Annotated in this window: 9 protein-coding genes; 6 read left to right on the top strand and 3 right to left on the bottom strand. The window is 35.8% G+C overall.

The window, feature by feature from the left end; translation table 11 throughout:
* Window positions 1-123 precede the first annotated feature (123 nt).
* From QNO02_RS04875 to QNO02_RS04850, 6 genes are all read left to right on the top strand, one after another.
* Window positions 124-471 carry a helix-turn-helix domain-containing protein gene (locus QNO02_RS04875; RefSeq protein ID WP_076332993.1) on the top strand — a complete coding sequence of 116 codons (348 nt, stop codon included), beginning with the start codon at window positions 124-126 and terminating at the stop codon, window positions 469-471.
* A 194-nt stretch (window positions 472-665) separates the two neighbouring features.
* Window positions 666-1,760: a DNA sulfur modification protein DndB gene (dndB, locus tag QNO02_RS04870; RefSeq protein WP_353959104.1), complete on the top strand. Its 1,095-nt coding sequence runs from the start codon at window positions 666-668 to the stop codon at window positions 1,758-1,760.
* Window positions 1,753-3,255: a DNA phosphorothioation system sulfurtransferase DndC gene (gene dndC / locus QNO02_RS04865; protein WP_289391288.1), complete on the top strand. Its 1,503-nt coding sequence runs from the start codon at window positions 1,753-1,755 to the stop codon at window positions 3,253-3,255. Before dndB ends, dndC begins: the two co-directional genes overlap by 8 nt.
* A 17-nt stretch (window positions 3,256-3,272) precedes the next feature.
* Entirely contained in the window at window positions 3,273-5,279 is a 2,007-nt protein-coding gene (dndD, locus tag QNO02_RS04860) for a DNA sulfur modification protein DndD (RefSeq protein ID WP_289391287.1), read from the top strand.
* On the top strand, window positions 5,276-5,653 hold the full coding sequence (locus tag QNO02_RS04855; RefSeq protein ID WP_289391286.1) for a DndE family protein: 378 nt from the start codon (window positions 5,276-5,278) through the stop codon (window positions 5,651-5,653). Before dndD ends, QNO02_RS04855 begins: the two co-directional genes overlap by 4 nt.
* Before the next feature lie 17 nt (window positions 5,654-5,670).
* Window positions 5,671-6,804, top strand: a complete 1,134-nt coding sequence (locus tag QNO02_RS04850; RefSeq protein WP_289391285.1) for a cysteine desulfurase family protein — start codon at window positions 5,671-5,673, stop codon at window positions 6,802-6,804.
* Between the two features lie 241 nt (window positions 6,805-7,045).
* Here QNO02_RS04850 and QNO02_RS04845 read toward each other — a convergent pair whose 3' ends face one another.
* The 3 genes from QNO02_RS04845 to dptG all read right to left on the bottom strand — a co-directional run bounded on the left by QNO02_RS04845 (window position 7,046) and on the right by dptG (window position 15,642).
* Window positions 7,046-8,788: a DUF262 domain-containing protein gene (locus QNO02_RS04845; RefSeq protein ID WP_289391284.1), complete on the bottom strand. Its 1,743-nt coding sequence runs from the start codon at window positions 8,786-8,788 to the stop codon at window positions 7,046-7,048.
* Window positions 8,789-9,044: 256 nt separating this feature from the next.
* On the bottom strand, window positions 9,045-14,273 hold the full coding sequence (gene dptH / locus QNO02_RS04840) for a DNA phosphorothioation-dependent restriction protein DptH (protein ID WP_289391283.1): 5,229 nt from the start codon (window positions 14,271-14,273) through the stop codon (window positions 9,045-9,047).
* A complete protein-coding gene (gene dptG, locus QNO02_RS04835) occupies window positions 14,254-15,642 on the bottom strand; it encodes a DNA phosphorothioation-dependent restriction protein DptG (protein WP_289391282.1) in 1,389 nt (462 codons plus the stop codon). Before dptG ends, dptH begins: the two co-directional genes overlap by 20 nt.
* Between the last annotated feature and the right edge of the window lies 1 nt (window position 15,643).

Below are 15,643 nucleotides of genomic sequence, written 5' to 3'. Positions count from 1 at the left end.
CTTTTGGGCAAGATACAAACAAAATATTACTACATAGTAGTTTTAAATACAAATTACTTATTATCTATTGGTTAATTAACGATGATTCTTTCTCTACACTTCTAATTAAAGAGAGGTGTTCATATGTCCGAACTTTTAGAATTAGTGGGCGCGAGAATAAGAGATCTAAGAAAATCTAGAGATCTGTCTCAAGAAGCATTAGCTGAAAATGCGGGTTTTAATCCAAGTTACATTGGTTTTATTGAACGAGCAGAACGAAATATATCTTTAAAAAATCTTGAAAAGATTGCTGCCGCTTTAGATGTCGGGGTATATGAACTGTTTACATACGTTAAGGAGCGTGAAGATCTCTCGCAAGATGATTCCAATATTACTAAGATCATTTCTCTATTAAGAACCCATGAACCTAAGCACATTTTAATGGTGCTTAATATAATTACTGAGATCTTCGATACTTATGATAAAAACTAAAATAACGAGGAGCACGCCGATCGTACACGACCGGAATGTTACCTCGTTATTTTCATTATTCCTTCATCTTTTATTCACGTAATTACGTACTATATTTACTTTATTATGTAATTTAGACATTGAACATTTGTTCGTCTTACGATAAAATCAATATACATTCTACGTTATTACGTACGTAAAACAGGGGGATGCCTATGAACTTCAGTTATAGTTTTCCAGCGATTCGCGGGATTCAAGCTGGAAGAGATTTTTATACAGTAATGTGCCCATTGAAATTAATACCTAGGATATTTCTTTTTGATGAGGAGGAAATTCCGGCCGACCACCGTGCACAACGTTTAATGAATAAATCAAGAATTCCGGATATTACGAATTATATTCTTGAGAATCCTAAAGATTATATTTTCTCTTCGTTAACTGCATCAGTAAACGGCGAGCTAATTTTCCAGCCACAATCAGAAGAGTTTAAAGATCTTGGTTATTTGAATATTTCTTTAGATGCTCAATTTCTCATTAATGACGGTCAACATAGACGTGCAGCTATTGAAGAAGCTCTCAAAATTTCGCCTGAACTTGGTGACGAAACGATATCCGTAGTATTCTTTCATGACCTTGGACTTCTGCGCTCTCAGCAAATGTTTTCGGATTTGAATCGTCATGCAGTGAATACCACATCTTCAATCGGAATTCTATACGATCACCGTGATCAACTATCTTTGATCACTAAAAGTTTAATTAATGAAATTCCTTTATTGGAGCGATATACGGATCGTGAGAAAGTGTCTTTGTCCAAAAATTCTCCTAAATTGTTTGCTCTGAATCACATTTTCAATACGATCTGTAAACTGTTAGGTAAGCGCAAAGGTGAGTTAATCTCAGAACCCGAGAAAAAATTTGTGTCTGAGTTCTGGGCTCTACTTTGTGTTTCTATATTGGAATGGCAAGATGTACTCAATAAGCGAACCTCGCCAAGAGATCTTCGTATTGGTTCGGTTGTAGCGCATGGTGTATTCCTCGAAGCTATTGGTATAGTTGGCCAATATCTTTATCGTTATCATGCAGATCAATGGGAATTGTACGTAAAAGAACTATCCAAAATCGACTGGAGTCGCGATAATAAAGCGGATTGGTTAGGCCGTGCTTATGGACAAACCGGACGTATTAACAAGACAAATGAGACCATTCAATTGACTGCAAATCTCATAAAATTTAAACTAGGGCTCCCCTTAACAGAAGCCGAGCAGAAAATTGAAAATAAAATAAAAGAAGGTACATCTACTGATGTTTAATATATTTAATACTGGAAGCAAATTCGTTGAAGCCAAAGAACTAGTCAAAGAAGTCTATTTAGCAGATGAGAAGCCTTGGGTCGTAGGTTTCAGTGGGGGAAAAGACTCAACGGCAGTTGTACAGCTAGTCTTTCAAGCCTTATCCGAGCTAGAGCCTTCTCTTCTGAAGAAAAAAGTGTACGTCATTTCATCAGATACTCAAGTAGAAACTCCTTTAATTATAGACAAAATCACGCGAACTCTTGGACGCATACAAAATAAAGCACTCGCTGTAGGTTTGCCTATTGAAACACACAAGGTACGTCCAAAAGTTGAGCAAACCTTTTGGGCCTCTATTATTGGAAAAGGTTATCCTACTCCTCGTCAAAAGTTCAGATGGTGTACGGATCGTTTGAAAATCGAGCCTGCTAACCGCTTCATTCTTGATAAAGTGGATCAGTTTGGTGAAGTGGTTATGTTACTAGGAGTTCGAGATTCCGAAAGTTCTACAAGAGCAGGAGTAATGCAGTCTCATACTATAGAAGGTTCAAATTTAATGCGCCACTCTACACTTCGAAACGCATTTGTTTTTGCTCCGATTCGCTCCTACACTCTTGATGATGTGTGGGAATTTTTATTGCAGTATGAGTCACCATGGGGCGATGATAATAATGAACTGCTTCAACTCTATCAAGATTCAAGTAGTGAATGCCCTCTCGTGGTAGACAAAGAGATAAAAGAAAGTGCAGGTTCTTGTGGAAACAGTCGTTTTGGGTGTTGGACATGTACAGTTGTTAATGAAGATAAGGCGTTAAGCGGATTTATTAATAACGGTGTAGATTGGTTGCGTCCATTATATGATTTTAGAAATTTCCTTGTTCAAATACGTGAAGATCGTACGAAAAGACAAAAACATCGTATGAATGGCGAAGTCTATCTGACAACAAATTTAGGCGGCATAGATCCTGATGATTTGAGTTACCCTAGAATCTTCAAATCTGAAATGAAGCATTATATTGAAGAAAATAAAATTAACCTTGCATCTGTGGAGGAATTGGATATTTTGATCGTTGATGATGAGAATCCTGATGCTCTTCCTAAACGTTTTGGCGTCGGTCCTTTCACAATGAAAGCTCGGGAAGAAATTCTTCGAAAATTATTACAAACTCAAGAAGAAATTCGCCAAATGCATGACCCTAACGTTGAATTAATCACATTTGAAGAGCTTAAAGCGATTCGGAAATATTGGAATGACGACCTACAGTGGGAAGATCGACTTCCTCTGATCGTCGAAGAAGAAACAGGTATAGTTTACGATTGGCATCAAAATGATCGTCCTGTATTCAAAGAAGACCAAGTTACCGATCTAGAATCTCTCTGTCAAGAAGAAGGAGTCAACCTTAATCTTCTTAAAGAATTAATATCTGTTGAGAAAGAATACTCCGGTGTAAAAGTAAGAAGAGGACTATTCCAGGCATTTGATAAAACACTCAGACAAGATTTCTTACATTTATAAAGGTGGATTAATAATCAATGCACATTCAAAAACTGGCTCTCCGAAACATAGGTGCTTACCATGGAGAGCTCAATAAATTTGATTTTCGTACAACGACTAACCGTAACGTAATACTACTTGGTGGGAAAAATGGTGCTGGTAAAACGACAATACTAGAATCCTTAAGAATCGTTTTATTTGGCTCCATGGCATATGGTTTTGTTACTGAGAATGAACCCTATTATCGTAAAATTAGAACATTACTGAATCGTAAAGCAATTAATGAGAATGTGACTGACGCATTTCAGATTACTCTTGATTACAGTTCCACTGAGGATTTTGAATTACATGAATATTCATTAGTAAGAAGCTGGCGAATAAAAAATGATCGTATTCGTGAGAGTTTTGCAGTTAAACGTGATAATCAATTCTTATCTGCTCAACAAACTTCTGATTTCCAGAGTCGATTACGTGAAGAAATGCCTCCAAAATTATTTGAACTTTGCCTTTTTGATGGTGAGGATATTTCACGTATTGTTTCTGAAGAAAAAATTCCAGAGTACTTGAAAGAGTCAGGTAAAATCCTATTTAATCTGGATCTATTCGTAAATTTGGAAAAGGATCTGAACACTTACCGAATACAATATGCTCAGCAAAATGCCAGTGCAGCAGAAGAAGTTGCTCAGTATGAACAACTCGAGATTGAAATTGATCAACTCAAAGCAACAATCGACGAAAAACAACAGCTTACAGTGCTGCATGAAGAAGAGATAAGCAATCTGAATGATGCTATTAAACAAGATAAAAAGGATTTCGAAATTCACGGTGGCCTACTTCAGGAAAAAAGACAAGAAATTGTTTCTAGAATAAACATCATTGAGAACAAACGCAAAACGAATTCAGAACATGTACGGCATTTCGTCTCATCTCTTCTTCCCTTCTTTATAGCGAGGAAACAACTCAGACTAGTATATCATCAGTTAAATGGAGAAAAGCAATTTGAGTCATACGATTATGTTGCAAACTCACTAGTAGAAGAAAAGCTAGCTTCTCTTCTTAATAATGTACTTGGGTCAAGCAAAGAGATAGATGAACGTGAAGTGACATCTGTATTTGAAGGTCTACTGAATTTAATAAAACCCGATCAAACCAAATTAATTCATCGTGCATCGTTTGAGCAGCGTAGCGAGATTCATAATTTGAATAAACAAATTCAAGCACTAAATGTAACCGAATATGTTAGCCGTTTCGATGAAAATGCTATCTTGTTAAAAGAATCTCAAGAATTAAGAACCCAATTAGAAACGAATGATCAAGCCAGTGAATTCAAGGAACTTCTGGAACGAATTGAACAGAAAACAAAACAAGCTGAGCAACACAATATGATGATGGAACAAATTGAGTTAGAAATTCAAGCCCTGTCTGAAAGCTTGCATGCTAAAATACTGCAAAAAGAAAAAGTAGAAGACAAGATTCGAGAATATCATAAATCTGAAAAGTCATATGAAATGACTGAGAAATTACTAAAAGTTAGTCAACGTTTTAGAGAACGCCAATGGCGTAAAAAACTTGATGACGTTGCTAATGAAACTGTGCGTATGATTGACGTACTCTTCCGTAAGAAAGATTTCATAAAACAAATTCATATTGATCACACGACTTTCGAATTAAAGCTATATAACTTGATGAACCAAGAAATTTCAAAAGAACGTCTTTCTGCTGGCGAAAAAGAAATGCTGATGTTAACAGTAATACTAGCTATGTTTAGAGTTTCAGGTTGGAAACTGCCGTTTGTATTCGATACCCTCATGGGAAGACTTGACCAGGACCACAAAAAGTCCCTTATTCAACATTTCATCCCGCGTTGTGGAGAACAAGTCCTTATGTTCACAACGGATTCTGAAATCACGTCAGAACAATTTCATGTGATTGAAGAGATTACGGCTCGTTGTTACACGCTAGAATATGATGCCTCACAAGAAAGCGCAGTAATAGTAAAAGACCGCTACTTTGATATCATTAGAGAGGCGGGACAAAATTCATGAACTTTACATTAAAAACATCCAAATATGCTAAAGAGACGCTAACACAACTTCATGCCTCAACCGGTATTACTCCCAACATTTTGATCCGGTATGCAGTTGCTCTATCTCTGAGAAATAATGACTCAAGTAATCCAATTGTACCTATTACAAAAGATTTTACAGATGGTCTTGTATTGAATCGGAGCACAGTTACAGGAGAGTTTGATTACTCCTTTCGTGCAATGGTTACACAAGCCGCTGGTCGCGAATTAACAGATGAAGAATTCTTCCCTTCTTATTTTAACGCTCATCTGGAACGCGGCATACGCACTTTGGCTTCAGAGTATAAAAGCGCAGGAAATTACGAAAAATTCATTCGTAATTTGTTATCTTAACGAAAGTAGTGATCCCAATGTTGTATCTGGATAATAGCGCCACAACCAAAATCCATCCTGAAGTTTTAGAAGTAATGCTTCCCTATCTTCAGGAGGAGTACGGTAATCCATCCAGTAAGTTTTATTCTCTGGCAGAGAATGCTAAAAAAGCTGTAGCTAAAGCTCGCCAACAAGTCGCTCAACTATTAGGATGTGATCCAGACGAGGTTGTATTTACAAGTGGAGCTACCGAGAGCAATAATATGATTATTAAAGGCGTTGCTGACTACTACGGTCATAGACAGAACGCATCCAATTATTTGTTGACTTCTGCTGCCGAGCATCCATCTGTTCTCGAAACAGTTCAATTCTTGGGTGATCGTGGTTTCAGTACGAAATTCCTTGATGTCGATTCTTTTGCAAGAGTAATTATTGAAAATGTCACAGAAGCAGTTACCCAGATCCAACCTCTGCTCACTTCATTTATGTGGGGAAATAATGAGATTGGCTCACTGAATCCTATTGGTGAACTTTCCAAATTATACGCAGCCAACGGGTTATTCTTTCATACTGATGCAACTCAAATTATCGGAAAAGTACCCGTTGATTTGCGGAAACACAAAGGAATTCGTTTCCTTTCGATGTCAGCACATAAAATAGGCGGCCCCAAAGGCATCGGAGCCGCCATCATACGGAAACAATCGAAAGAGATTTTCACTCGCCTAACCCCCCTCCTTCACGGAGGAGGACAGGAAAACAATTATCGGAGTGGAACTCTCGCTGTACACAATATTGTTGGATTGGGCAAGGCTGCTGAGCTTGCATCACAGAAGCTAGAGGAAAATGTTCAGCGTCTAACTCAGTTGGAAAATTATCTTGTCGATATTCTTAAGACAAATTTAGGTAACAAGATTACTTTCAATAGCGACACACAAGATAAAATTCCAGGATTAATTAGCCTTCAATTTATCGGTGTAAATAATGAGCTACTGCTAAAAAAATTATCCAGCTTCATTGCACTTTCATCTGGTTCAGCATGTAGTTCAAGTAAACCAAGTCATGTTCTAAGCGCGGCGAGGAAATCGTTAGAGGAGGTTAGACAGACCATTAGAATCACGTTAAGCGCTGATGTAAGTGAATCTGATTTGGATTTGTTTAGAGAGATTAACTAATAAAAACAAAATAAGTGGGATTTAATTCTAACCCAAATTTCGAAAACAGACGTTAACAAATCAGCTATAGGACTCTACATTACTGAGTTTCTTGCTAAAAACAACGCGCACCAAATTGGTGGAAGAAAAAGCACTTGTATTCCTTGACATGTCTGATTTAATCAATTCATTTTTTGAAGTTCAGGTTTAATTAAATAGGGACCAACCTAAAAGAAGGTCCCTACAATAAATTCAAAATCTGTTATTTAATTTTGAATATTTCATTATAAGCTAGCGAAGCAAGCGATAACGATCTATCTCTTATATCTTTTACATTCCAATCAGTTCTTCCATCGTACTCATTAACAAACTCATTAACAACTTTAAAATTGGAAAGTTTATAAATGTTCACCTTATCAGAGTAAGCTTTTGTTCCACATCTTGTATTAAGCTCTTGGGAAAGTGGTAATAGATTACCTATAGAGTAGGCTTCTTCAACCTTTTTAGATTGATGTAGTATGTGCTCAATACTAATGTTAGTTATATCCAACTCATTACTCTTTCTGTAGTATCTTTCCATTTTCTTAAAGAAATATTGAATAACTTTTTTTTCTTTAGTATAGGAATCTGAAAAACGCAACTTATTTACAAATTGTTGTTGAAATTCGTCATAGATTGGTTTTTTTTCATAAAGATCATTGATTAATTCTTTTATCACCTTATTACTTTCCTGTTTATTCTTTACTTTCCTAAAATCTCTAGCAAATCTAGAATATTTACTTTCTAAACCTGAAGCACTCGACGAACAAATTGTTGAAAAAACAAAGTGAAACTCCTCAATTGCTCTAAAAGCCCTTTTAATAGAATCTAATGAGACCCTCCCATCTTTCTTTCCTTCTAACAAAGATAAAAGTAAAGGTCGAGGTGAAATCACCCTCATAACACTTAAAGCTTGCAAAGATTGATAAATTTCTAAATCCTGTTGTTGTTTCCAATCATCTGTAGTTGGTGAGGTTATTAATTTATATTGTTCTGATTCATCCACTAACTGGTCTAAAAATAACTTCATATTTTTTTTATTATCTTTTGAGACATGTTTAGTGAAGGACTGATAGATTTTAGCTTCAGTTGTATGTTCATACTTTGAAATCCAGAAATGCCTCATAAAAATTTTAATATCAATTTGATTCTCTCTTTCTTGTAAATTCTTCAAGAGAGTTTTCCACTGATTCTTTGCATAATCTATTGGATGTTGATCCTTAAGTACTTTAAATATTTGATTTTTAATCAAATCAGCCATTGAAAGATCAAGGCCTTTTGCATTTAATGTTTCAAAAATATTATAAGCCTCATCTTCATTCGGCTCTGTTATATAAATGGTTTTAAAAGCAAGTACTTGGTCTCTAATTGCCGTAACACATCTAATATGATTTTCTTTTGTTTTGTCTTTTCCACAATTAGTATAATGATTCATTTCTTCAATTAAATCTTGCTGTTTTAATTTTTTTTTGAAAAAATTATATGCAAATGCTAAGTTTTTTTCCTCAGCTTTTTTCGGAATTAAATCTTCTTTTTTTTCATACTGAATAGCTTGTTTAATAAAATCAGAAGAAGCTTTATTCTCAAGTCTAAAATATGAATCGTCATCAGGAGTTTTTCCCTCAATAAAATTATAGCAACCATTCGCTTTTTTTTCCTCATCTAAATCTTTATATGTTTGAACAAGTGCGCTAAATAAAATTGTAATTGAAGTCAATCTTTGTTGCCCATCTACAACTTGTAGATTGGAAGAACTCTGATCACCGACCATAACTAAAGAGCCGACAAAGTAATTTCTTGTAACAAATCTATCATCTAAATATTGAATATTTGTTAATATATCTTTCCATAGTTCAGTAAGCTCATCAATCGTCCATGAATATTCTCTTTGAAACCTTGGTATAATATATTTTTTATCAGATGTGAATATTTCTTTTATCGTTTTTTGTTCTGAATGAAAGTCCATTTATAACCCTCCGCCAAATTTTATGCTTTATGTCAAATACAAAAAAAGGAATTAATTGAATTTATTAAGGCTTAACCTATACAATCAGTGCTTGACAAATTGTATCCAATGAAATTTAGTTGTCTGAGCATCTACACAACCTAATTTCCACAAAAAAAAGTGCAGCATAAGCGTTTTATTAAGTCAAGCACTGATTACTGTTTAGAGCCTTTATTAATACAACATTTTTAACTAACCGTGACAAACGAAACTGTAATTAATTTAACTCCCAAAATGCCTTATCCCTCATCAAAATCGGCTGTCTTGAACCAGCCTTCACAATACTAAAGTGCTTCTGTAACAACTTGATCCGATTCATAATGTTATCTTCCTCAGACTTACTCTGTGTGCTAAATACCATTCGAATCTCCTTCGCAGACATTTCAGAGACGTTATGCACAATCCAGGTCAGAATATAATTCGCATAATCATTATCCGATGTTGAGAAGTGGCTTAAGAACTGTGTTGATAAAATCGTTCCTACCCCAAATTCACGTCCTTCTTTCAGGATTTTCTTAATGGAAGTGAAATCTTTGCTGAGGAAATTATCTGCCTCATCAACTAATATCATACGTGTAATTTCGCGATAGGCTCCATCAATTGCGCTGTGTCCAAACATTTGCATCTGACTGTAGAAGACATCCAACGTAATGGAAACTACCAGGTTCTGAATGCTCTCACTGTAGCCAGACAAGTTAATTACGGTGATCCCATCAATCATATCGAAAAGAGAGATCGTTTGAGACGAGTCAGTTTCAAACACTTCGTTTTCATATAACTCTTTAAGTGCTGCATAGAGAGAATCAACTTTTGTATTTTCTTTACCAACGTATAGTTCATATACATCACTCATCGTAGGAGCAGGTAAATCCCAAGTTGAAGAATCTCCCTTTATAATTCCCTTTTTAGAATAAGCTTCCATCATCAAGTCCTTCAAAGTATTCGCTTGAACTTGCCCAAGACTGAAAGACCGTACAATCGTATCTGTTAGTGAGTTACTTGTGTGAAGGGGCAACAAGGGTTTAAATGCTTCCGCCTTATACAAAGACAACGGATTGAATGGTAAATGATATAAATTATAGACCTTCGCATTTGTTTTTTCTGTAAAATCAGGTTTAATATAATCACCTTTATAATCGAAGATCAATATGCCTATTGGTGTTTGATTAACATTATCGTAGCTGTTACGACTCAACTGCGTAATTAATGATTTTGTGAATTGTGTTTTCCCGGTTCCCATCGTTCCAATGATTCCTGTATTGGTGTGCATAATCTGATCAGTTGAAGTAGGGAACCATTTCACCTCTTCATTGGAAGATGCATGATGTCCAAATAGAACTTCTAATGGTTTCACGGGTTCTTTAGAGACTACAGAACTGTGAGAATCTTCAGCAGATTCTAATTCAACTGGTGTGTCATCAGCTATGTTCGTGGTAGCTGCTACTTCACCTAGTCCTGCATCATATTGTTCACGAGTTTCAGTAACAAGCAAGACTTGGTCTTCAATCTGAGTCCTCTCATCTTGTTTGGAAGAATCATATAAATTACTGAGCAATTGCTCAGGAGACAAGTCCCCCTTACTGCTCTGTATATACTCCTTCATCTCCTCGACACTCTTGAGTATGAATTCATATCCACTCTTCTCAGGGTAATCAAAGATCATAACATTATCGTTCATTTTAATATCTGTAAACACCACATCTTTTTTAAAGGAAATCACAGCACCTTGACCAATGTGTTGATCCAACGTATTTACAATCTTGTATTTATCATTAAGAAGACGCTCGCGAACATCATGTTCTGTAATCCGATTCCACGTTTGTTCAGGCCAAACTGAATAGAGCTTCATTTTTTCCGCACTTGCAATCGCTAATTGCATGAAGAAATTTCGATAAAGTACCGATTGGAAACTCTTCTCGTCACCTGTTAAGAACTCCATTAATAACTGTTTCGTTTCCTTGACTTGGTTCATAGCTTTCTCTTGCACTTTGGCACCATTATGGCCTATTTTGACCTCGATTGGGTAAAAGTGAACCAATACTTCTTCTTCGTGCGGCTCAATTCCGATCAATAACAAGTCATCGCTATAAGATCCGAATCTTCCCAGTTTTCTTGCAGAAAATAAACCTTCCGATTGTCGAAGACCCGTTCCACCCGAAATTCTAAGGATTTCTTCCATTGAAATGGGAATCCATATAATGTTGCTATGTGCATACACAGCAAGAGATAATTTTACCGCAGAAAGAATACTAATCTTTTCTTTGGGAAAATAGTTTTTCTGTGCCAACAGACGAAGCAACCAATTCCCGTTAATGGCATTAAAAAAATTAATGATTGGAGGTAACATCTGGTCCTCAACATAAATTGTCTGCTGACCCAGAAATTCTTTGATTAGACGCTGGTATTGTTTAGAACGTCTGGTGACTGTAATTGCATCAAAACCACTGGATGTTGTGAATTGGTCACTGTAGTGAATAACCAGCAAATCTTTTTGAGCGTCACTATTCTTAAAGAAACTTAGATCCACTTTAGGCTCTATGAAGGTAACCCAATGAGCAGAGTCGTACACCTGATCTAGCTGTTGTTTGTGATCTGCCGAGATCGCTGTAACAATATTAATATCCTCTTGGTAATTATCCAGAGTTCGTGCTACTCTCAATAAGGAATTCAATTTAGGTACCATTTTCAACAGCGGTACGTCTTGTGTCGGATAATATCTGGTTCCAAATCCCGTTTTATAATCTTCGTTGATGAAAACGGAAGGAATACCTGATACCAGTCCAAATAACGATACTCCTGTAATCATTTCAGAAGCATTACTTGTAGCAATCTGCTCAATTTTATTCATTTGATAAAATGTAACATGACTGTATTCATAACTCGTTGTATCCACATTTTTAGAGTAGAATCTCACCTTGTCTCTAAAAACATTTAACAATTCTTCCGGATGATATCCTTCCAGCTCCAATTTAAGATTGAAATGTTTAGCGATCTCTTCAGCATCTGAATAATGTGACATCTCCTCAAATGCATTATTGATTCCTTTTTCAGCATAAATGTGAATTTCAATCGGCAGGAGTTTCCCTTTTTCCAAGTTATCTTTTAGTTGCTTCTTGTAATATTCAAAAAGACCTTGCAGAATTTCTTGACAGTCTCCCATATTAATCGTGTTGATTTTAAGTGGCGCTCGACGATCCAATTCAAAAAGATATCCAAAGTGGCCCGTAAATTCTTCGATTTTTTCTTGCACCAATTTATTCACAAATATCTTGGAAGATTCAAATCTTGGCAAGCTTTGATCCATGTAAGAAGCCCACTCATACGAATCCATCATCTCAATTGCTTTGTACAGTTTGGAATTGAAATTGACGTAAGGCAATAAATTAGTTGGTCTCATCGAATGCAATAATTCATCACTGATCGGCTCGTCACCCACCAATTGATTTAACTGTAGTTGGTAAGCCAAATGAAGAGGGTGCAACGGTGTGAACAACCATTCTGGATTCACATGTTCTTTCCGAATCGTTCCAATCAAAGCAAGATCCCTTTGAGTCTGGTTAAGCGACTGGCCATTTTGTAACTGCTCAAGCTCCTGCATATATGCTTCAATATAGTTACTGGCTAATGCAGTATAATCCTCATCAAAATATGCTAAGCTAGGGAGCAAATCATTCGTTCTGAAATATCGGAGAAGATCACAATATGCTTCTTTTAAAGGTTCCGAAACCGAAATAGACTCTGGAACAATTTTGCCTAAGTTATCTTCATAAAAATACAGATGATTGGTCTCTAAAAGCTTACGTTCTCGCTCTAAATTACGTTTAAACTCCCCTTGAGCAAAAGTCTCCCTTGTTCCTTGAACAATTTTCATCTTTTCATTCTCAATTCGGAATGTGAAATGTTCCTCCTTCTCGCGTTTCAACTTCCAGACACTGAACCCTCCAATAGGAACAGGACGTTCAACTAAATCTTGTACAGCAAATGGAATACTTGTATGAGGAAGCTGGATGTTAAAATAAATCATTTCTTCATCACTATTATTTTCATCATTGCGAGAAACAACTAACTCTTGGTCTTCCGTGACGTCAAAGGTACTTTGAGATTCGGTCAAATTAACCTTAATGATCTCAGCAGCATCCTTATTGAAGAACCAATGCTCTGCATCCGAGTTAATCAATAGGGATGACCCTTTTGATTTAGATTTTGATAAGTTGATTGCATAAGATGTTTGGATCGTTTGGAGAAGCTTAGGTTGTGTCTCAACAACCGTAATTTTAAATTCATATGCTGGAGATACCTCTGTCTTGTATTTCACACCGTAAAATGTAGTCTGTCCGATTTCATGTTTCAGGTGTAAACGGATCTTTTTACCTGCTTGTTCTCCTTGTATCGCATGTTTGATTTTATTTTCAGTGATATACTGATTTTTAATAAAATCATTAAATGTAAACTCTAAAGTAATATTCTCTATTGGATCAGGATTGAATACGATAATGTTTCTTTTACGTTGTCTACTCTTCGTCTCGCCATCGGCTCTCTCCCAATACTCTAACCCTTCCAAAGTCAATTTCTTACTAGCCTCTACATATTCCAGGCCTTTTCCTTCTAATTTCTTCTGATTCGATCTTCGTACTGAACCAAAATCAACATCTTGCCAGGTTTCAGCCTCCGTCAATACCTTAATTCCCTGATCATCAAAATGGCGCTCCAGGCTGATCTCAGCAGAACCATACTGGTGAGCTATCTCGACTGCACCATATAACAAATGATTTTCCTTCAGTCTTTCTTTTATTTCCTTAGGTGTTCTAGGCGTGTTAAAAAGTTCAGCATCATAAAAAAGTCCGAAATTTTTATATTCATCCATTTCCAGTTTTTCATTGTTCAGTACAGTAAGTATATTTTCATAATCGAATAAAGCCACTTTCTCATGAAGCCCCTGCTGTGCTTTCATGGACTCTATCGAAAAGTTAAGAATTTGCTTCTCTTCTGATGATAGATTAGATTGCTTCATCATTTCTTGTAGATCTTTTTCAATAGAATTGATATGGAAAGGCATACCTTCTTTTGCAAACGAGGTCATTCCCTGAACCAAACTATCTAAGTTCGAATTATGAATTAAGAGCATAGCAAGATTTTCGAATCGCTCTTCTTGTGTGCCAACTTTATTTCGTAATGTTGTCAGAAAGTCCGGGGTAGTTTCCTCCATATTGGATGCGATCAACACCTTAGTTTGATAATAATCTAAAGTGTGAGATTCATAATCTCCATCCTCTGTTGACATGGAGAACGAGCTAACTCGATGTATACTCTTAATTTCATTTACTAGATTCACTACTTGTTCTTCACGCTCAAATTGAATATGATATTTTTCCCCCGGTTGAATGCTCACTCCACTCAAAAATCGATCTATAAGGTGAGCAAGATAACTATAAAAATGCTTTGACATAAATAGCATCCCCACTATCGCTTTTTTTCTCTAACAGATTTAACTTTTCAAAGTATTCAATGATTGCAACCTGTGTATCTCGGTCATAAATCATGCCTCTTACTTCAAATTCCTCAAATAGTTTTTTCATCCTTATTTTTGGTTCGTCTTTAATGATAACTTTCGTAAGGAATAACAAATAATCCGTATCTAAAATCAACATTTTCCCAGATCTCCCCCTAGATTTAAGGAATGTTTTCTGACAAAAATGTACAAACCACGTTCTGTATCCATTATATGATTTTGATCTATATGAGTTATTAAACTGATGATCTATCATGTGGAAAAGTAGTGTCAATTTATTCAACAACGGAATTTCATATTGTTCAGGATGCATATTCATTTGAGACCATTTCACATCTGAAATTCCTGCACGATATTGTTCAATTACTGTATCTACGATCTCTTCTAATTCAAGATTTTTCTCATATGAATGGTTGCGAATCAATTCCGCAATCTCATCATAGGAATGAAAACGTCCTACTTCCTCCATTGACACATTAAGCATTTTCAGAAAATTCACATGAGTGAACATCCGATTAATGGATCTCTCGATGTTCTTCCATCCATATTCATAACTGATTCTCGTCTTTGACAACCGTTCTTCCTCTTCAAATGTAAAGTAGACAGGCGTTATGCCCTGCTCATATTTAGCAAAAAGAGTTTCGTTTTTTCGTGATATTTGAGTCATATAAAAAAAGTAATAATACGATAATAATTTTTCTAATTGTTGTGTAAATAAGTCCTGTTTCGTTGAAAGCCATTCAAAATCAGAAGCAAATAATGACGATATTTCAGGCAACAACACATCGTATTTTTTGGATTGGCCCTGTGAATCTTGTAATTCTGGTAAAGCATTAAAAATTAAAGAACTCATCAGATCTTCTGTATGACGTTCTGTTTTGTTAATTTCCCACGGTTCTTTCCCATTCCATAAAACCATGTAAAGAAATTCGGCCAATTTTTTATTTTCGTTTTCTACAGTGTTGATATAGTAAAGCGTTTGAGGGTGGAATAAAAAAAGCTGGTTATTCTCATCAATGAACAATGTTTTAATCATCTGTTTAAATTCGCTCTTTTGATTTACATGTTTAAACTCAATAGAATCAAGCACCTGTTCAACTAACTGATCTGGATTAGCCTCTGAAGATATTTTCTTTTGCCCCACCAGACGTAAAAATTCACCTATAACTTCTCTAAAGTTAAACTGAGTGTCTTTAAACTTCGTATTGTAAGGTAAGAGTTCGACAGACATCTTAGGGTTATGTCTAATAGAGGAATCAAATTTAAACTTGTCTTTGATCTCCTGCAAATCTATCTTATATTCCATT

The organism is Paenibacillus sp. PK1-4R (assembly GCF_030369595.1).
Lineage (GTDB): Bacteria > Bacillota > Bacilli > Paenibacillales > Paenibacillaceae > Paenibacillus.
This window is presented reverse-complemented; position numbering and strand designations above follow the sequence as displayed.